We start from the raw sequence: 18,216 nt of genomic DNA on the forward strand, positions 1-18,216 counted from the left end.
AACCGACGAGATGAGCAAGGACAAGGCCCCCGAAGCAGCGCCCAAGAAGGGCGGCAAGATGAAGAAGCTGCTGGTGGTCGGCGTCGGCGGAACCGCGCTGATCGGCGCCGGCGCGGGCGCGGGCATCTATCTGGGTGGCGGCCTCGGCGAGCATAAGGCGACGCCGCAGGACAATTACCCCAAGTTGGTCGTGCGCAGCGAAAAGGAAGAAGCGGCCTCGGGCGAGGGCGGCGAAGGCGGCGGCGCGCCGCCGCTGAAGGTCGGCACCGTCTCCGTTCCCAACGATCATTACAAGGTCGATCCCCGCAAATATGAGATCACCTATTATCCGATCGAACAGCCCTTCACGACCAATCTGGCCGACGGATCGGGCTTTCTTCAGGTCGGGATCAGCCTGTCGACCTATTATGACGGCAAGCTGATCACCAACATCAAGCGGCAGGAGGTGCCGATCCGGTCGGCCGTCCTGATGACGCTTGCCGAACAGGATCCGGCGCTGCTTTCGACGTCGCAGGGCAAACAGCGGCTTCAACGCCAGTTGACCAATGCGATTAACCAAGTACTGCGCGACAAGGAGGGGTTCGGGGGCATCGACAATGTCTATTTCACAAGCTTGGTGATTCAGTGACGCTAAACGCCAAACCCGTAGCGGCCGCAGACGCCGCGGCGCGGCAGGAGGCCGACGCGCAGGCGTCGCTGCTGCTCCGCCGGTCGGAGGGCAGCTATGCCTTTCCGCTGCTCGACGCCGTGAGCAACCAGTTCGCGCGCAGCCTGCGCGATCTGGTGCGCGCTCTCGGCGCGCCGCTCGTGCAGATCGAGCGCGCGCCCGCCGAAACGATGCGCTTTGCCGACTGGTGCGCCGTCGTCGAACCGGCGATTTTCTGGCGCTATCACGCGCCGCCGCTCAAGGGGCCGGTGCTGATCACCGGCGGCCGCGCGCTTGTCCTCCAGCTCGTCGACATCTTTTACGGCGGCAAGGGTCAGCCCGCGGGCGAGCGCGAGGATCTGACCGACGCCGAAGAACGCTTTGCCGCGCGCCTCGGCCGCGACATGGGGTTGCAGCTCGCCGCCGCGTGGCGCGACAAGCACCCGATCGATCCCGAACTCGATTTCGTCACCACCGAAAGCGCCAAGCTCGCCGCGGTGCGCGCCGACGACGAACTGCTCGTCCAGCGGTTCACGCTGCGCGGCGCGCCTTTCGATGGCAAGACCGTAATGTGCGCTTATCCGCAGGCGGCGCTGCGCGGAATCGCGGGGGCCGAACCGGTGCCCGAAATGCGCGACCTGCCGCAGACCGATCCCGTCTGGTCGAACGCGCTCAACAAGGCACTCAAGGACGTCCGCCTGCCCGTGCGTTCGGTCCTCGCGCGTCCCGAGATCAGCCTTGTCAAACTTCTGTCGCTCGAAGTCGGCGACATCATCCCCATCACCATGCCGCGCCAGGTGCCGGTGACCGTCGCCGGACGCAAATTCGCGCTCGGCAGCATCGGCGAAGCCAATGGCAACGCCGCCATCATGATCGATCAAATCGAAAAAGGACCGGACAATGACTGACCTCAGCGACGCGCCCGCAGCGCCGCAGCGCGACCGCCGCGAAGGCAAGACGATTGCCGCCGCCCCCAATTTCGACCTGCTCGCCGGCGTTTCGCTGCGTGTCTCGGTCGAGGTCGGATCGACTTCGATGACGCTCGCCGAGCTGCTCACGATGACCGAAGGCAGCGTGATCGAACTCGACCGCGCGGCGACCGACCTGCTGGACATCTATGCCAATGGTACGCTGATCGCGAAGGGCGAGATCGTCAGCGTCGAGGGCCGCTACGGTATCCAGGTCGCCGAAGTCGTCGCGCCCGACCGCGGCATCGCCGGCTTCGACCGGAGGGCCTGATGCTCGAATATATCCTGCGCCTGCTGATCCTGCTGCCGATCGTCGGCGGCATGGCCTGGGGCAGCCTGTGGCTGTGGAAGCGCGTCCAGATGGGCGTGCCGCTGGGCGGCGGCGCGAAACAGGATCGGCCGGTCGACCTTGTCGGCGTGCTCCCCCTCGGTCCGGGGTCGAAGCTCGCGGTGGTCGAATTTGCCGGGCAACAGATTTTGATCGCGGTATCGCGCAACGGCATCACGCGCCTTGCCGACAACAGCCAGGGCGATTTTCATGTCGACTGACGCCGCCCCGGCGCGCGGCCGCTGGCTGCGCCGCGCGGCGATTGCCGGCGGCATCGCGCTGTTCGTCGCAGCGGCGCCCGCGGCGCATGCGCAGGCGGCTGACGGCCTGACCCGCGCGGTCGGCGAAATCGGCGGCGACGGCCGCCCATTGAGCCTGTCGCTGCAGATCCTGCTGCTGATGAGCCTGCTGACGGTGCTGCCGTCGCTGCTCCTGATGATGACCAGCTTCACGCGCATCATCATCGTGCTGTCGATCCTGCGCCACGCACTCGGCCTGCAACAGACCCCGCCCAACCAGGTACTCGTCGGGCTCAGCCTCTTCCTGTCGCTATTCGTGATGCAGCCGGTGCTCAGCGAGGTGAACCGCGTCGCGATCACCCCTTATGGTCAGGAACAGATCGACATCGGCGAGGCGGTCGTCCGGTCGGGCGACGCGCTCCACGGCTTCATGATGAAGCAGACGCGCAAGACCGACCTGATGATGTTCGCCAAGATCGCCAAGGCGCCCGAATATGCGAGCCCGAAGGACGTCCCCTTTTCGATCCTGCTGCCCGCCTTCGTCACCAGCGAACTCAAGACCGCCTTCCAGATCGGCTTCCTGATCTTTCTGCCCTTTCTCGTCATCGACCTGATCGTCGCCTCGGCGCTGATGTCGCTCGGCATGATGATGCTGTCGCCGACGGTCATATCGATGCCGTTCAAGCTGCTGCTCTTCGTCCTCGTCGACGGCTGGGCGCTGACGATGGGGTCGCTCGCCTCGTCGTTCGGGACATAGGGCGATGGAGGCCGATTATTTCATCGGTGTCGCACAGCAGGCGCTGTGGATCCTCGCGCTCGCCTCGGCGCCGATCCTGATTCCGGTGCTGGTCATCGGCGTGCTGCTCGGCATGGTCCAGGCGGCGACCTCGATCAACGAACAGACGCTCAGCTTCGTACCAAAGCTCATCATCACCGCCATCTGTCTGGCGATCTTCGGCAGCAGCATCCTGGTCCTGCTTACCGATTTCACCCGCGACCTGTTCGCCCAGATACCCAATCTGGTCCGATAGGGCCGCGATGAACCCGGCCGATATCCCGAATATCGAGGCGATGCTCCAGCTCTGGATGCTGGGGATGATCCGCCCCGGCGCCGCCTTTTTGGCCGCGCCGGTGTTCGGGGCGACCAACGTGCCGGTGCAGCTGCGCCTCGTTATCGCGCTCGCGGTCGGCGTTCCCGCGGTCGCGGCGTCGGGGCTCCATCTGCCGCCCGAAGGGCTCGTGTCCTTCACCGGCCTGCTTCTCGTCGCGGGCGAGGTCGTGATCGGCCTCGCGATCGGCTTCGTGCTCCAAATGGGTCTCGCCGCGGCACTGCTCGCGGGCGAGGCGATCAGCAACGCGATGGGCCTCGGCTTTGCGGCGATGGTCGATCCGATGAGCGGACAGATGAGCTCGGCGGTCGGCCAGTTCCTCTCGATGCTGGCCACCGCGCTGTTTTTGGCGGCGAACGGCCATCTGCTGCTCATCGAGATCATCGTGCAGAGCTATAATGCGCTGCCGCCGGGCAACGCCTTTCCCTCCTATGGCGCGATCGAAGGCATCTTGCGCTTCGGCAGCCTGATGTTCGCGGCGGGGCTGACCATCGCCCTGCCTGTCGGCTTCGTGCTGATCATGGTCCAGATGGTGATGGGCGTCATCGGGCGCTCGGCTCCGGCGATGAACCTGTTCGCCGTCGGCCTGCCGGCGACGCTGCTTGCCGGGGTCATCCTGCTCGGCATCGCGACCCCCGCAATGGCCGAGGCGATCGCCCGCTTCCTCTCCGACGCGCTCGACATGGCGCGCCTGCTCGCGGGGGGCTGACGATGGCCGAACAGTCGGACAAGGACCAGAAAACCGAACAGCCAACCCCGAAAAAGCGCGCCGATGCCGCACGCGAGGGCGATGTGCTGATGTCGCGCGAACTTGCGACCGCGCTGATGATGCTCGCGGGTGCCGGCTGGCTTTTTGCTGCGGGCGGCTGGCTCGTTCAGTCAGCGGGCGACCTCATGAAACGCGGCCTGACGCTCAACGCCGACGATGTCGCGCATTTTGCGCCGGGCGAAGCAGTGATGCGCAACGGGGTCGAGATTCTGCTGCCGCTCGGCAGCCTGTTCGCGCTCGCCTTCGTCGCCGCGATCGCCGCACCCGCGATGCTCGGTTCGCTCGGCTGGCGCGGCAAGGCGCTCAATTTCAAGGGTAACCGCATCAATCCGCTGAACGGCCTCAAGCGCATCTTCGGGCCGCAGGGGTTGATCGAACTGGTCAAGTCGATCGCCAAGGTTCTGCTGCTGGGAACGATCGGCTATTGGCTGATCGCGGTCAATCTGCCCGCGATCATGACCATGGCGTCGACCGACCTCAATGCGGCGATCGGGCTCGCAGGCAGCGCCATCGGCCATTCGATGCTCGCTATGGCGGGCGGGCTGGTGGTGATCGCGCTGATCGACGTTCCCGCCCAATGGTATCAGCGCAACCGGCGGCTGATGATGACCAAGCAGGAAGTCAAAGAGGAGATGCGCCAGTCGGACGGCGCTCCCGAGCTCAAGCAGGCGCAGCGCCAGCGGGCGCATGAAATATTGAGCGGGTCGGCACGCAAGGCGGTGACCGACGCGACGGTCGTGCTCACCAACCCGACGCATTTCTCGGTCGCGCTGCGCTATCGCCCGGGCGTCGATGCGGCGCCGGTCGTCGTCGCCCGCGGGCGGGGCGATGTCGCGCTGGCAATCCGCGAGCTTGCCCGCGGCGCCGACATCCCGATCCTGGAATATCCGCAACTCGCCCGCGCCATCTATTTCACCGTGCGCGCCGGGCGGACGATCCCCGAAGAATTGTTCATCGCGGTCGCCACTATCCTCGCCTTCGTGTTCCAGCTCGAACGCGCGGTCGCCGAGGGACGCAGCCAGCCCGATGTCGAGATTCCGGTGTCGCACCAATTCGATCCCGACGGGCGCCGGCAGGGCTGATTTCGCGCTTAATGTCGCGCGCGTGCGGCCGTTAAGAAGAGCGAAGGATATTTGCCATGGCTCTCACTTCCATTGCCAGTTCGCTCGGCGCCGGGTCGGGGATCGACATTCCCAAGCTTGTCGATGATCTTGCGGCTGCCTCGCGCGAGCCCAAGGTTACGCGGCTCTCGACGCTGGCGCAGCAGAATCAGGCGCGGATCAGCGCCGTATCGCAGGCGCGATCGAACCTTGAAGGCTTTGCCGATTCGCTGGCGCAGATGGTGTCCGACGGCACCTTGCGCAGTACGCCGACGGTTTCGGACGAAAGCGTGATTTCGGCAACGACGCGCGCCGGTATCAACGCCGACAGCTTCTCGGCGACGGTGGTCGTCGACCAGCTTGCCCGGGCGCAGACCGCCTATTCGGCGGTGGTCGCCGACAAGACGGCGGCGATCGGGACCGGCACGATGACGCTCAGCGTCGGCGGCACCGACCATGTGATTACAATCGACGGCACGAACAACAGCCTCGAAGGGCTGGCAAAAGCGATCAACGCCAGCGGCAGCGGCGTATCGGCCTCGATCGTGTCCGACACTGGCGGCAGCCGGATCGTGCTCAAGGGCGCGACGGGAGCGGCGAACAGCTTCACGCTGACTGCCGACGCGGGCGCCGATCCGGCGCTCGCGGCGTTCGGCTATGGTGCGGGCGGCGGCATGACGCTGGGCCAATCGGCGACCGATGCCCAATTCACGATCGACGGCGTGGCCTATAGCCGCAGTTCCAATATCGTCGACGACGTGATTCCCGGCATGTCGCTCACGCTTAAAAAGGCATCGCCAGGCCAGGAGGTGGATGTAGGGGCAAGTCGCCCGCTCGATATGATCCGGCAGACGGTGAAGGATTTTGTCGACGTCTACAACCAGCTCAAGAAGAGCATCACCGATGCCGCCGCGATGTCGGGTGACACGCGCGGCCTGCGCGAGCTCGAGGGCCAGCTGCGCGGCATGATGTCGCAAACACTGACCAGCAGCGGCACCTATACGACGCTCGCCGACATCGGCATCTACACGAACAAGGACGGCCTGCTTGCCGTCGATCAAACCCGGCTGGAAACCGCCCTGACGACCGACGCCGGCGCGGTCGAAGCATTGTTCAATCCGCCGCGCGATGGCGCGCATACCGACGTCAGCGATCCGGGCATCGCCGGTGTGCTTGACGCTCTGCGCGACAAGGCCGTGGGGACAGGCGGTGTGATCGATCGCGTCACCAGGACGCTCGATGCCAAGAGCAAGGATCTTGCCGACGAGCTCGACAAGGTCAACGAGCGCGAAGACGCCTATCGCGCGCGGCTGGAGAAAAAATACAGCACGCTCGACGCAAAGCTGGCAGCCTTCAAGGCGACCCAGGCCTATCTGGAACAGCAGATCCAGATGTGGAACAACCAGAACAGCAATAACTAAGGGTTTTCGCCGTGCCTGCCACCGCCTCGATCGTCCGCGCCACCGGCACCTACCGCCGGCTGCAGCAGGAAAGCCGTGCCGAGGGCGCCGACCCGGTCGAGCTCGTCGCCATGCTCTATGACGAGCTCGAAACGGCCGTTGGCGTGCTCGGATCGATGGCGCGGCAGGGACAGCGCGTCTCCGCCACCGACCCCGCGCACCGCGCGCGCGCGATCCTGATCGGACTCGACGCCAATCTCGATCATAGCGCGGGCGGCGATGTCGCCGCGGCGCTGTCGCGCGTCTATCGCAGTATGCGCCGCAAGCTCGATGAGGCGATCGCCGCCAATCGCGAAGACGGTTTTGCCGAGGTGCTCGACGGCATCCGTACGATTGCCGAGGCTTGGCGCCAGCTTCGCTGACGCGCCCGCGTCGTCTCTTCATTATCGATCGGTAAAAAAGGGTTCGGCACCGGCCGCGGCCCGCGCCGTCGCTATAAGTGGGGACAAGCGACGACTGGGGTGGGGTGCGACCGGTGCCGAATTCAGCGGCGCCGAAACTGGTGGGGTAGTTTTCAGGCGGCCTGCTGCTGAACTCCATATTTGCGCATCTTTTCGATCAGCGTCGTGCGCTTGAGCGACAGGAGGCGGGCAGCCTCCGAAATGATGCCGTCGGCAAGGTCGAGCGCGACGTGAATCTGTTCCAGTTCGATCGTCTCGATCTCGCGCTTGAGGTCGATCGGCTGACCCGGCGCGGGCTTTTTCGCCTGCGCGCCGGCGGCCGCCGGGATGTCCAGCCCGCCGGCTGGTACCGCGACCGTACCCGTGGGGAGGATCGGCCGCGGTGCCAGCGCTGCGGTGGGGTTCAAAAGCATCGCGACATCGTCGCAGCCGAGCGTTTCTCCGCCGAACAGGACGCTGGCACGCTCGACGAAGTTACGCAGTTCGCGGACATTGCCCGGCCAGCGATGCTGCATCAGCATCGCGATCGCAGCGTCATCATAGCGGCACTTGGCGTCGGCCGGCATCTTGCGCTGGAAATGGCGGATCAGCGCGGGAATATCCTCGACGCGGCTTGCGAGACTCGGCACCTGCAGGACGACGACGCCCAGACGGAAGAAAAGATCTTCGCGGAATTTGCCCTCGGCGATCGCCGCGCCCAGATCCTGGTGCGTGGCCGAAATGACGCGGACATCGACCGGGCGGACCTCGCTGCTGCCGACGCGAACGATGGTGCGTTCCTCGAGCACGCGGAGCAGCTTGACCTGCATGTCGAAGCGCATGTCGCCGATTTCGTCGAGGAAGAGCGTACCGCCGCTGGCGACTTCGAAATGACCGATACGGCGCGCCGTGGCGCCAGTGAACGAGCCCTTTTCGTGACCGAAAAGTTCGGATTCGATGAGTTCGCTGGGGATAGCACCGCAGTTGATTGCGGCGAAGGCCTTGCCAGCGCGGACGCCTTCGTCGTGGATGGCGCGGGCAACCAGTTCCTTGCCCGATCCCGATGGACCGCACAGCATGACCGAGGCGTTCGATCGCGCCACCCGGCGGATCATCTCGCGCAGCTGGCTGACCGCCGGGCTGTTGCCGATGATCAGCGCTTCGAGCGCTGCGTTATTGCCCTTGTTCTGCCCCACCTCAGTCATTTTCGTCTCCATGGCGCCCCCCATGGCGCCTTTCCGATGAGCCGAGAGATTGAGGAAAATGGTAAACGAAAGATTATCCAGACTATTACAACCCATTGAAAATAAAGCGTTATTGCCAATATGGTAGCAATGGTGGCGCAATTGCGCTGTTAAGGATTTATCTTACTGCCAATCTGGCACTAATATTTGGCCGCGCTGCCCCAGCCGAGCGTGATCGAAATGCGCCGGTTGCGCGGGTCGAAGCGATTCGACGGGACATAGGGTTCGCGATCGGCGACCCCTTCAATGCGCGAGAAGCGGTTTGAATCGATCCCGCGGAACTGGAGATAGTTGCGCACCACCTCCGCCCGGTCGACCGACAGCCGCCAGTTGTTGGTGCCCGCGCCTGCCGACCAGGGTGCCGCATCAGTGTGACCGCGGATCATCAGCTGGTTCGGCACGCCCCCGATCGCCTCGGCCACTTCCTGGAACAGCCGCACGCCTTCAGGGGTGAGCTGGCTCGTTCCCATCGTGAACATCGAGAAGTCGGCATCGTCGACGACGTCGATGCGCATGCCGTCGGTGGTCTGGGTAAAGCGCAGGTTGCGCGCGAGGCGGCGCAGATCACCCTTGCGCTGGACGCGCTCGGCGAGCGATTTCGCGACCTGCTGGAACTTCTTGGTTTCCTGTTCGCGGCCCGAAGCCTCTTTGGGTCCGCCGACAACGTCGCGCGGGATCGTGATCGACCGCGTTCCCGTCTGCCCGGCGCGATGCGGATAATTGTCGGCCGAAACGATCGAATCGCCGCCGAACATGCCGTTGGACCCGGCGCTTTCCTGCTTGGTCTGGACGATCGTCGGCGCGAAATAGTCGGCAAGCGCCTTGCGCTGCTTTTCGGTGGTGGCGCCGAGCAGCCACATGAGCAGGAAGAAGGCCATCATCGCGGTCACGAAGTCGGCATAGGCGACCTTCCACGCACCGCCATGGTGGCCGCCATGGCCCCCCTCGATCACCTTTTTGACGATGATCGGCCGCGGCGGCGTGTTGGGACGCGCGGCCATCAGCGGCCCCGCATTCCGTCAAAGACCTCGGCGAAGCTCGGCTGGTTCGAATGTTCGACACCCGAACGCGCTGCTTCGATGACGAGCGGCTGCGGGTGGCCGTGGAGCGATGCGATGATGAGCTGCTTCACCGTGTGATAGATGGCGCCGTCGCTTTCGATCACGCTTTTCGCGCGCGTCGCGAACGGGCCGACGAGCCCGTAGGCGAGCAACACGCCGAGGAAGGTGCCGACGAGCGCCGAACCGATCATTCCGCCCAGAATTTCCGGCGGCTTGTCGATCGAGCCCATCGTCTTCACCACGCCAAGCACCGCCGCGACGATGCCGAGCGCGGGGAGCGCGTCGGCGAGATTCTGCAAGCCGTCGGCCGGCTTCATCGCGTGGTGGTGGTGGTTCTTCACCGCATTGTCCATCACGTCCTCGACCGCGTGCGGATCGAGCGTTCCCGACGACACGACGACCAGGCGCAACGTATCGCAGATCAGGTGGACGAGCGTGCTGTCCTTGAGCAGCCTGGGATATTGCTGGAAGATGGGGGAGCTTTTGGGGTCTTCGATATGCGGTTCGACCGCGACCGGGCCTTCGGTGCGCATCATCTTCATCAGCGAGGACACGAGCAGGATGACGTCGAGATAATCCTGCTTCTTGTACTGCGGCCCCTTGAACACCTTGCCGAGCCCGCCGGCGAGCGCCTTCAGGTCGGCGCCCGAATTGCCGATGATCAGCGATCCGACTGCGGCGCCGCCGATGATGAGCATTTCGTGCGGCAGCGCGTGCATGACGGGACCAAGATTGCCGCCCGTCAGCGCAAAACCCCCGAACACCAGCAGGATCAGTACGACGATGCCGATTACGGGAAACATGCGCGCTCAACTCCATCCGGACCCGCCCGGGGTCCGCCTAAACAGGGACGTCTCTTATGCTTAACGGCAGCGGCGCCGGAAACTTGAGGCCGCTCAGCTCAAAAGATCGAACAAACTCTGCCGGTTGATCTTGGCAAAGGCCGCCTGCGCGGCGCCGAGCGTCAGATCGGCAGCGTTGAGCTGCGCGATCGCAACCGAAAGATCGGTATCCTCGACCGACGAGCGTTCATCGGCCAGCGTCACGCCGCGCGCCGCAAGACTGTCGCCGATCCGCTCGAGGCGGCCGGCGGCGAGGCCTATGGCCGCGTTCTGGTCTGCGGTGTGGTTGATTGCGGTGTCGAGAGCGGTCATCGCCCCACCCATCGCCGTCTTGTCGCCTGCCGCCACCGCGGCCGCGGCATCGCGGACGAAAGTCGACAGGCTCGTCCCGCTGACGGCCAGGGCATCGGCCGCAGATGGCACCGGGGCGAATACCGTGTCCGAATCGAACCGCATTGCGCGCGCATTGCCGGTTGCGAAAAGCGGTTCGCCGTTCGCATCGCGCGTCGCGGCCAGCCCGTCGATCTGGTCGGCAATCGCGCTCAATTCCGCGGCGATCGTCGCGCGATCCGCCGGACTCGCGGTGTCGCTCGCCGCATTGAGCGTGAGTTCCCGAGCGCGGGTGAGCAGATCGCTCGTCGATTGCAGAACACCGTCGGCCTGCGCAGCGAGCGCCTTGCCGGTGTTGATGTTGGTCGCCCAGGTGTCCATCGCCGCCTGGGTCTTGCCGATCGTCGCGATCCGTTTCGACGCCACGACATCGTCGGACATGCGCTGGAGCCGCTTGCCGGTCGAAACCTGGATCTGCAGCTTTTCGATCTGTTCGGCGAGCTTTGACTGGCGCGCGATCTCGCGCGTCATGCGGTTGCCGGTGGCGTTAATCATCGTTTTGCCCCTTGTGGCTCATGGCCCCAAATCCTTCGCCTACACCGCGTTCAGCAGCGCCTGCATCGTGTCGCGCGCGACCTGGATCGTGCGCGCCGCCGCCGAATAGGCTTGCTGGAAACGCAGCAGATCGGCCGCCTCGCGGTCGAGATCGATTTCGCTGACCGCGCTGCGTGCCGCCGAGGCGGCGTCGCGGCGGGTCGTCGCAGCGGCGTCCTGCGCGCGCGCCGATGCGGTCGCCTGCGCCTGCGTCGCCATATGCGCCGCCCAGGCGCTTTCGGGATCGTTCGACCCGCGCATCCCGCCGATCGCAAGCATATTGCCGTTGCTGCTCGTCGCATCGGCCGCCGCGACCTGTGCGGTCGTCAACGGCGCCGCGGCCAGTGTCGCAGCGCTGCCGACGCCAGCGAACAGCGGCTGGCCCGGATTGCCATTGGCATCGACGCCCGCCTGGTGCGCGGCATTGACCTGGTTCGCGAACTGCGCCGACATGGTGTCGAGCCCTGCGCGCTGGTCAGCGACATGGTTCGCCGCCTCAGCCAGTCCGGCGAGCGAGCCCGTCGCGGTCGTGAACGGCGATCCGCCGATACTGTAGGACAGCCGGCCGTCGGCCGCAGCGCTGACCGAAATCGGCGTCACGACGCCGCCGCCGACCAGCGTATCGCCGGTCGCCGTTGCGGTCAGCGTCACCGCGCCATGGCTGTCGAAACTCGCGGTGACGCCGGCCTGCGTCGAAAGCTCGTCGAGCAACCGGTCGCGCTCGTCGAGCAGCGATGCCTCGTTGGTCGATCCCGGGCGCGCCTTGCGCAGCCCGATGTTGATCTGTTCGAGGGCGTTCAAATTGGTGTTGAAGCTATCGACTTCGCCCGCCGCGGCGCTCGAAATCCCGTCGGCCATGCTCGAAAGCTGGCCCGCCGCGGTGCGGAAGCCCGACGCGACATCGTCGACCGATTGCAGAAACTGCGCCCGCAGCGTCGGGTTCGACGGATCGGCGGTGAGCAGATCGGCAGTGTTGAACAGCTTGCCCAGCCCGGTCGCGATCCCGTTCGAATCGTCGCTCATTGCGGCCTCGACCTTGTTCATCCAGTCGAGTTTGGTCGCCGAGCGCTCGGCGTCGCCCGACGAAATGCGCGAATCCTGAATGAGCCACTGGTCGACCGAGCGCGTCACGCCCTGGATCGCCACGCCGCCCGGCTTGATCGAACTGCGATAGAGCGGCATGTTGCTCGCCGCCTGATTCTCGACCAGTTCAAGTGTACGCCGCGCATAGCCGGGCGTCTGCGCGTTGGCGATATTGTCGCCGATCGTCGACAGCGCGCGCGAATAGGCGCGCAGGCCGCTGGCGCCGATGTTGAGAAGGTCGCTCACTGCGCGCCTCCGACCCGGGCGCGGAACTGCGCCTCGACCATGTCGGCGATGCCGAACTGGCGCATTGAGGCAATGCTGTCCGCGGTCTTGGCGTCGGCCATTTCGCGGAAATTGTCAGTCGCACTCGATCCGAAGATGTCGTCGCCCAGCTTGGCCTGCCGCATCGACGAGAGGAGTTGACGCAGGATGACTGCCTCGAAGGATTCGGCCGCCTTGCGCAGTCCGCCGTCGCCGCTGCCGGCCCCGCCGGGGGCGGCGCTGGCGGCGGGGGCGCCGATCGAAGAAAGAGGTGTCGTCATATGATCACCAGTTCCGCAGTGAGCGCGCCGGCCTGGCTCAGCGCCTCGAGGATGGCGACAAGGTCGCCGGGAGGAACGCCCATGCGATTGATCGCATCGACGAGCTCGGAAAGCGATGCGGTGGGCTTCACCATCATCACCGGACGATATTCCTGGTCGACGCCGATCTCGCTCGACTGTTCGACCGTCGTTTCCCCGCGGCTGAACGGTGCAGGCTGCACCACCGTGGGCGATTCCTTGACCGAGACGGAGAGCTTGCCCTGCGTCACCGCCGCGGTGCCGACCCGAACCGCACCGTTGATAACGACCGTTCCGGTGCGCGCATTAACAATGACTCTGGCGGGCGGTTCGGCGCGGATAACCTCGAGATTCTCGATTCGGGACATCAGGCGCATGCGATCGTCGCCGCTGCCGCCGGCGCGAATCGAGATGCTCGCACCATCGAGCATCGTCGCCGCACCCGGCCCGACCGCACGGTTGATCGCATCGGTTACGCGCTGCGCGTTGGTCGCATCGAACTGGTGGAGGTTGAAGGTCAGCTGGTCGCCATAGGCAAATCCCGTATCGACCGCGCGCTCGACTGTCGCGCCGCCGGCGATCCGTCCGCTCGACGGCACATTGACCGTCAGCTTGGAACCGTCGGCGGCGTCGACTCCCAGACCGCCGATGACGAGGTTGCCCTGCGCCATCGCGTAAATCTGTCCGTCCGCGCCATAGAGCGGCGCAAGCACCAGCGTGCCGCCGCGCAGGCTCTTGGCCTTGCCGATCGCCGACACGGTGATGTCGAGCCGTTGACCAGGCTTGGAAAAGGGCGGAAGTTCGGCGGTGACCATCACCGCAGCCGCATTTTTGAGCGCCGGGTTAACCCCTGCAGGAAGCGTCATGCCAAAGCGCGACATTGCGCCCTTCATCCCTAGCGTCGAATAATCGAGGCTGTCGTCGCCCGTTCCGGCGAGGCCCACGACGATGCCATAGCCGGTAAGCTGGTTGGCGCGCAGGCCCTGGAACTGGCCCATGTCCTTGATCCGCTCGGCCGACGCCGGCGCCGCGAAGGCGAAGCCCGCGATCAGCAGGAGGAAGAGGGCGAGAAGGGTGGGACGCTTGGTCACGGCACTATCCTTTAAAAAGGCGTTCAGAAGGGGCTGATGATCGAGAAGAAACGCTGCAGCCAGCCCTGCTTGCTGGCGCGGGCGATCTCGCCCTTGCCGACGTAGCGGATCGTCGCGTTGGCGACGCGGGTCGACAGGACGCGGTTGTCGGGGCCGATGTCGATCGGCCGCACGAGGCCAGAGATCTGGACGCGCTCGTCGCCGCGATTGAGCGTCAGCAGCTTTTCGCCGCGCACCAGCATCATCCCGTTGGGATAGACTTCGGCGACGGTGACGCTGATCTCGCCCGACAGCGCGTTCGACTGGGCGGCATCGCCCTTGCCCTTGAACTGCTGGTCGCCGCTCGCGCCGATGTCGCTGGGCGAAAAGAGCGACAGGGGACCGGTCGATGGCGGGGTCAGGCCGATGCTGCCGCCGCGCTGCGTCGTCGCGCTGTTGCTCTTGGTCGCCGCGGTGCGTTCGACGAGCTGGATCGTGACGATGTCGCCGACCCGGCCGGCGCGGCCACCCGAGGTGAGCGGCGTATAGCCCCCTTGGAAGATTGCACCGTTGGGCGTCGGCGGCGGCGCGGGATCGACGGGCATCGCGACGGCAAAGGCGTCGGGTGCAAGCTTGTCCTTCGCCTGCGCAGCGCCCGGTGCCAGCATGCCGAAGGGCAGCAGCAGCGCCGATGCGAGGAGCAGGGCCTTAGAGCGTTTGCGTGGCATTTTTCATCATCTCGTCGGTGGCCTGGATCATCTTCGAATTGACTTCGTAGGCGCGCTGCGTCTCGATCATGTCGACCAGTTCCTCGACGACATTGACGTTCGATCCTTCGAGCATGCCCGACCGCAGGATGCCGCGGCCCTCCTCGCCTGCAGCGCCGACCTGCGGTGCGCCCGAAGCGGCGGTTTCGACGAGCATATTGTCGCCGATCGCCTGCAGGCCCGACGGATTGACGAAGCGCGCGATTTCGATGCGGCCGAGCTCGGTTGCCTCGGCCTGGCCGGGAACGGTCGCCGAGACGGTGCCGTCGGCTCCGACCGACACGCCGGTCGCGCCTTCAGGAACCTGGATGTTGGGCTGCAGCGGCTTGCCGTCGGGCGTGACGATCGTGCCATCGGCCGACATGGTGAAATTGCCGGCGCGGGTATAGCCGGTGCGGCCGTCGGGCAGCAGCACCTGAAAGAAGCCGGCGCCTTCGATCGCCATGTCGAGCCCGTTGCCCGTGGCGTTGAGCGAACCCTGCGTATCGATGCGCGCGGTGCCACCCAGTTCGACGCCGGTGCCGAGGTTGAGGCCGGTCGCGTAGCGGTTTTCCGACGACGAGGGCGCACCCGGCTGGGTCATCATCTGATAGCCCAGCGTTTCGAAATTGGCGCGGTCGCGCTTGAAGCCCGTGGTGTTCACGTTGGCGAGGTTGTTCGCGATCACCTGCATCCGGAAGCCCTGGGCATCCAGACCGGTCCGCGCGACGTGCAAGGCACCGAAGCTCATTGTCTATTCTCCTTAACGGGGGAGCTGCATCAGGTTCGCGGTCGCGCTGTCCATGTCGCGCGCGTCGCTGATGAGCTTGAGTTGCGAATCCCAGCTGCGGCTCGCCTCGATCATCTCGACGAGAGCGCTGGTGGCGGCGACGTTCGATCCCTCGAGCGACCGCGTGACGACGCGCGCTTCGGGATCGTCGGGCAGGATGCCGCCGCCCTTGACGCGGAAAAGATTGTCGAGCCCCTTGACGATGTCCGATCCCGCGGGGGTCGTCAGACGCAGTCGGTCGACTTCCTGCGGGTTCTGCGGATCGCCGCCCGTGGGCACGACCCAGATGCGCCCTTCGCTGTCGATGCTGACCTTGTCGGCGGGCGGAATGGTCACCGGGCCCTGCGCCCCCTGGACGGGGTGGCCGTCGCCGGTGGTGAGCAGCCCGCTCGCCGAAACCTGCAGATCGCCGCGGCGCGTATAGGCTTCTTCGCCATTTTCGGCCTGCACGACGAGAAGCGCGTCGCCGGTCACCGCGACATCGAGGTCGCGGCCGGTGGCGAATACCGCACCGGCGCGCATGTCGGCGCCGATCACTTCCTCCGACGACATGGCACGGGCATTGACGCCGCTGCCCTGAAGCCAGAGCGACTGCGCCTCCGCCATGTCGCCGCGAAAGCCGGGCGTCTGGGCATTGGCAAGATTGTTGGCGATCGCCGTCTGCCGGGCCTGGCTGCCCCGCATCGCGGTGAGGCTGGTGTAGATGAGACGGTCCATCTTCTGGCTCCCGGCAGACGGCTAATCGGAAATTACGAACGCATGTTGATCAGGGTCTGCGTCAGCGTCGACGCGCCCTCGATCGCTTTCGCGTTCGCCTGGAAGTTGCGCTGGGCGGCGATCAGCAGCACCAGCTCTTCGGTGATGTCGACGTTCGAGCGTTCGAGCGCGCCCGAGCGGATCGTACCCATCGGGCCGTTGGTCGCGGCGTCGATCGTCGGCTGGCCGCTTTCGCCCGTCGACTGGTAATGCGCGTCGCCGACGGGGCGCAGCCCTTCCATCGAGGGGAAGCTCGCCATCGCGACCTTGCCGAGCACCTGGCCCTCGCCATTGGCGAAGGTCGCGGTCACAAGGCCGTCGAGGCCGACCGACACATTGACCAGCGCCGAGGTCGGATCCGACGGCGCGCCCGCGGGGAGCACGAAGTCGGTCATGCCGGCAAGCGTGCGGTCGGTGACATTGCCCGACGCATCTACCGGGAGCAGCTGCAGCTTCTGGCCGGTGGTGTCCACGATATGGCCGTCATCAGTCGGGGTGAAGGCGCCGTTGCGGGTGTAGGTCACCTGCTCGCGCGGCGGCTCGCCCTTGACGACGAACATGCCTTCGCCCGCGATCGCGAGATCGAGCGTCTTTTCGCTCGCCTCGAGCGTACCCTGCGTGAACTGCTGGATGATGCCGTTCAGGCGCTGGCCCTGACCTGCGACCATGCGCGTCGACTGGGTCGGCGACGAGGCGAACAGATCGCCGAACTGGGCGCGGCTGCGCTTGAAGCCCGTCGAGCTGGCGTTGGCGATATTGTTCGAGATGACCGACATGTCGGTCTGGGCACCCTTGAGGCCCGAAAGCGAAGTATAGAATGACATGGACTTATCCTTCCTGCGTGGTCGATTGAGTGGCTGCGGCGGCCGCCGCGGCGGCGTCCTGAGCGGTCTTGATGTCCTGAAGCAGCGCGGTCTGCGCCGTGAGCTGGTCCGAGATCGTCTTCAGCGTCGTGTTGGTTTCGGTGACGCCGGCCAGGCTCGAGAATTGCGCCATCTGCGCAACCATCTGCTGGTTGTCGACGGGGTTGAACGGGTCCTGCTGCGACAGCTGAGCGGTCATCAGCCGCAGGAAATCCTGCTGGCCGAGCTGGGTGCCGCTGTTCTTCGGCACCACCGTGATATTGCTTCCGTTAACGGCAGAGGTGGTCGTCATGGCTTATTGTCCCAACCGCAGCGTTTCGTTGATCAGGCCCTTTGCGGTTTCGAGGACCTGGACGTTGTTCTGATACTGGCGGGCCGTCTCGACCATCTCGACCAGTTCGGCGGCGCTATCGACCGCGGCCTCCCAGACGTTGCCGTCCTTGTCGGCGAGCGGGTTCGACGGGTCGTGCCGTTTCGACGGGGCCATTTTGCTGACCGTCACCTGGTCGACCGCGACGGTCGCGCGCCCCGCGCCGTCCATGACGGTGCGGAACACGGGCTTCAGCGAACGGAAGGCTTCCTTTTCGCTGCCCGCGACCGTGCCGGCGTTGGCCAGGTTCGATGCCGTTGTGTTGAGGCGGACTAGCTGCGCCGACATGGCGCGGCCGCTGATGTCGAAGATCGAGAGCGCGCTCATCGTCATTCGCCCTTCAGCGCGCGCGTCAACGTGCCGATCCGGCCCTGCAGAAAGGAAAGGCTCGAGCGGTAGGCGAGCGCGTTTTCGGCAAAGGCGGTCTGTTCAGTCGCCATTTCGACGGTGTTTCCGTCGAGCGTGGCCTGCACCGGCACGCGGTAGGCGATGGCGCCTTCGATCGCGCCGTCGGTCGATGCGCCCTGCTGGGCCAGATCGAGCGCCTTGGTAAAATCAAGGTCGCGCGCCTTGTAATTGGGGGTCGCGGCGTTGGCGATGTTCGACGCGAGCATCATCATGCGCTGGCTGCGCAGCTGGAGCGCTGTCGCATGCAGGCCAAAGAGCTTCTCGGATGCCATCATCACTTTCCTTCGCAAGCCACCTTTCGGTAGCGGGCCTTCGCTTGCCGCCATCAAGTGGCGGGCTTCGATCCGTCGCCCCGCCTCGCTGCCGGCGGTCCGGCGCAGGGGCGCGATGAATCACCAAGGCATGATGCAATCGCCGTGCCAAATTGCATTATCGCTTGTTTTTCAGTGCTCTGGGGCAACGTGGCGGCGGGAGCAGGCCCGGCCCGCCAGGCGCTC

Annotated in this window: 24 protein-coding genes; 10 read left to right on the forward strand and 14 right to left on the reverse strand. The window is 65.5% G+C overall.

What is annotated here, in order from left to right:
• Positions 1-10: 10 nt before the first annotated feature.
• The 10 genes from ACT17R_RS06435 to ACT17R_RS06480 are packed head-to-tail and all read left to right on the forward strand — an operon-like array spanning position 11 to position 6,981.
• A complete protein-coding gene (locus ACT17R_RS06435) occupies positions 11-628 on the forward strand; it encodes a flagellar basal body-associated FliL family protein (protein WP_444809158.1) in 618 nt (205 codons plus the stop codon).
• Positions 625-1,554: a flagellar motor switch protein FliM gene (locus tag ACT17R_RS06440; RefSeq protein ID WP_003041435.1), complete on the forward strand. Its 930-nt coding sequence runs from the start codon at positions 625-627 to the stop codon at positions 1,552-1,554. The genes ACT17R_RS06435 and ACT17R_RS06440 overlap by 4 nt, the downstream gene beginning before the upstream one ends.
• Positions 1,547-1,885, forward strand: coding sequence for a flagellar motor switch protein FliN (fliN, locus tag ACT17R_RS06445; RefSeq protein WP_003041437.1), 339 nt, complete (start codon positions 1,547-1,549; stop codon positions 1,883-1,885). The genes ACT17R_RS06440 and fliN overlap by 8 nt, the downstream gene beginning before the upstream one ends.
• Complete coding sequence (locus tag ACT17R_RS06450; RefSeq protein ID WP_003041439.1) at positions 1,885-2,163, forward strand: flagellar biosynthetic protein FliO; 279 nt, start codon at positions 1,885-1,887, stop codon at positions 2,161-2,163. Before fliN ends, ACT17R_RS06450 begins: the two co-directional genes overlap by 1 nt.
• Positions 2,153-2,938 carry a flagellar type III secretion system pore protein FliP gene (gene fliP / locus ACT17R_RS06455; protein WP_058812233.1) on the forward strand — a complete coding sequence of 262 codons (786 nt, stop codon included), beginning with the start codon at positions 2,153-2,155 and terminating at the stop codon, positions 2,936-2,938. Before ACT17R_RS06450 ends, fliP begins: the two co-directional genes overlap by 11 nt.
• Positions 2,939-2,942: 4 nt before the next feature.
• The gene (locus tag ACT17R_RS06460) at positions 2,943-3,212 is read left to right on the forward strand and encodes a flagellar biosynthetic protein FliQ (protein ID WP_058812234.1); all 270 of its coding nucleotides are present in this window, start codon (positions 2,943-2,945) and stop codon (positions 3,210-3,212) included.
• 7 nt (positions 3,213-3,219) lie between these two features.
• Positions 3,220-3,999 (forward strand): flagellar biosynthetic protein FliR, encoded by a 780-nt coding sequence (gene fliR / locus ACT17R_RS06465; protein ID WP_003041447.1) that lies wholly within the window; start codon positions 3,220-3,222, stop codon positions 3,997-3,999.
• 2 nt (positions 4,000-4,001) lie between these two features.
• Complete coding sequence (gene flhB, locus ACT17R_RS06470; protein WP_062901630.1) at positions 4,002-5,141, forward strand: flagellar type III secretion system protein FlhB; 1,140 nt, start codon at positions 4,002-4,004, stop codon at positions 5,139-5,141.
• Positions 5,142-5,197: 56 nt separating this feature from the next.
• On the forward strand, positions 5,198-6,580 hold the full coding sequence (gene fliD, locus ACT17R_RS06475; protein WP_062901629.1) for a flagellar filament capping protein FliD: 1,383 nt from the start codon (positions 5,198-5,200) through the stop codon (positions 6,578-6,580).
• A gap of 11 nt (positions 6,581-6,591) precedes the next feature.
• On the forward strand, positions 6,592-6,981 hold the full coding sequence (locus ACT17R_RS06480) for a flagellar export chaperone FliS (protein ID WP_062766132.1): 390 nt from the start codon (positions 6,592-6,594) through the stop codon (positions 6,979-6,981).
• Positions 6,982-7,133: 152 nt separating this feature from the next.
• On the opposite strand, the gene ACT17R_RS06485 is transcribed toward ACT17R_RS06480, so the two are convergent.
• The 14 genes from ACT17R_RS06485 to flgB form a co-directional block, all read right to left on the reverse strand.
• Complete coding sequence (locus ACT17R_RS06485) at positions 7,134-8,204, reverse strand: sigma-54 interaction domain-containing protein (RefSeq protein WP_120694154.1); 1,071 nt, start codon at positions 8,202-8,204, stop codon at positions 7,134-7,136.
• A 179-nt stretch (positions 8,205-8,383) separates the two neighbouring features.
• Positions 8,384-9,244 carry a flagellar motor protein MotB gene (locus ACT17R_RS06490; RefSeq protein ID WP_444809159.1) on the reverse strand — a complete coding sequence of 287 codons (861 nt, stop codon included), beginning with the start codon at positions 9,242-9,244 and terminating at the stop codon, positions 8,384-8,386.
• Positions 9,244-10,107: a flagellar motor stator protein MotA gene (gene motA, locus ACT17R_RS06495; protein ID WP_003041465.1), complete on the reverse strand. Its 864-nt coding sequence runs from the start codon at positions 10,105-10,107 to the stop codon at positions 9,244-9,246. Before motA ends, ACT17R_RS06490 begins: the two co-directional genes overlap by 1 nt.
• Positions 10,108-10,200: 93 nt before the next feature.
• A complete protein-coding gene (locus ACT17R_RS06500; RefSeq protein ID WP_186402825.1) occupies positions 10,201-11,031 on the reverse strand; it encodes a flagellin N-terminal helical domain-containing protein in 831 nt (276 codons plus the stop codon).
• Between the two features lie 39 nt (positions 11,032-11,070).
• The gene (flgK, locus tag ACT17R_RS06505) at positions 11,071-12,399 is read right to left on the reverse strand and encodes a flagellar hook-associated protein FlgK (RefSeq protein ID WP_062766134.1); all 1,329 of its coding nucleotides are present in this window, start codon (positions 12,397-12,399) and stop codon (positions 11,071-11,073) included.
• Positions 12,396-12,698 (reverse strand): rod-binding protein, encoded by a 303-nt coding sequence (locus tag ACT17R_RS06510; protein WP_186402824.1) that lies wholly within the window; start codon positions 12,696-12,698, stop codon positions 12,396-12,398. The genes flgK and ACT17R_RS06510 overlap by 4 nt, the downstream gene beginning before the upstream one ends.
• Positions 12,695-13,807 carry a flagellar basal body P-ring protein FlgI gene (locus tag ACT17R_RS06515; protein WP_062901626.1) on the reverse strand — a complete coding sequence of 371 codons (1,113 nt, stop codon included), beginning with the start codon at positions 13,805-13,807 and terminating at the stop codon, positions 12,695-12,697. The genes ACT17R_RS06510 and ACT17R_RS06515 overlap by 4 nt, the downstream gene beginning before the upstream one ends.
• A 23-nt stretch (positions 13,808-13,830) precedes the next feature.
• Positions 13,831-14,514 carry a flagellar basal body L-ring protein FlgH gene (locus ACT17R_RS06520; RefSeq protein ID WP_186402823.1) on the reverse strand — a complete coding sequence of 228 codons (684 nt, stop codon included), beginning with the start codon at positions 14,512-14,514 and terminating at the stop codon, positions 13,831-13,833.
• Positions 14,495-15,283 (reverse strand): flagellar basal-body rod protein FlgG, encoded by a 789-nt coding sequence (gene flgG / locus ACT17R_RS06525; protein ID WP_062901624.1) that lies wholly within the window; start codon positions 15,281-15,283, stop codon positions 14,495-14,497. The genes ACT17R_RS06520 and flgG overlap by 20 nt, the downstream gene beginning before the upstream one ends.
• A 12-nt stretch (positions 15,284-15,295) precedes the next feature.
• A complete protein-coding gene (gene flgF, locus ACT17R_RS06530; protein ID WP_062901623.1) occupies positions 15,296-16,039 on the reverse strand; it encodes a flagellar basal-body rod protein FlgF in 744 nt (247 codons plus the stop codon).
• 32 nt (positions 16,040-16,071) lie between these two features.
• Positions 16,072-16,902 carry a flagellar hook-basal body complex protein gene (locus ACT17R_RS06535; protein ID WP_003041489.1) on the reverse strand — a complete coding sequence of 277 codons (831 nt, stop codon included), beginning with the start codon at positions 16,900-16,902 and terminating at the stop codon, positions 16,072-16,074.
• A gap of 4 nt (positions 16,903-16,906) precedes the next feature.
• Complete coding sequence (locus ACT17R_RS06540) at positions 16,907-17,233, reverse strand: flagellar hook assembly protein FlgD (protein ID WP_003041492.1); 327 nt, start codon at positions 17,231-17,233, stop codon at positions 16,907-16,909.
• 3 nt (positions 17,234-17,236) lie between these two features.
• Positions 17,237-17,644, reverse strand: a complete 408-nt coding sequence (gene flgC / locus ACT17R_RS06545) for a flagellar basal body rod protein FlgC (RefSeq protein ID WP_003041494.1) — start codon at positions 17,642-17,644, stop codon at positions 17,237-17,239.
• Positions 17,641-17,994: a flagellar basal body rod protein FlgB gene (gene flgB, locus ACT17R_RS06550; RefSeq protein ID WP_444809160.1), complete on the reverse strand. Its 354-nt coding sequence runs from the start codon at positions 17,992-17,994 to the stop codon at positions 17,641-17,643. Before flgB ends, flgC begins: the two co-directional genes overlap by 4 nt.
• Positions 17,995-18,216: the final 222 nt, after the last annotated feature.

Origin of the sequence: Sphingopyxis sp. Q841, from assembly GCF_052384365.1 — a bacterium.
In the GTDB taxonomy this organism is placed as follows: Bacteria; Pseudomonadota; Alphaproteobacteria; order Sphingomonadales; family Sphingomonadaceae; genus Sphingopyxis; species Sphingopyxis terrae_A.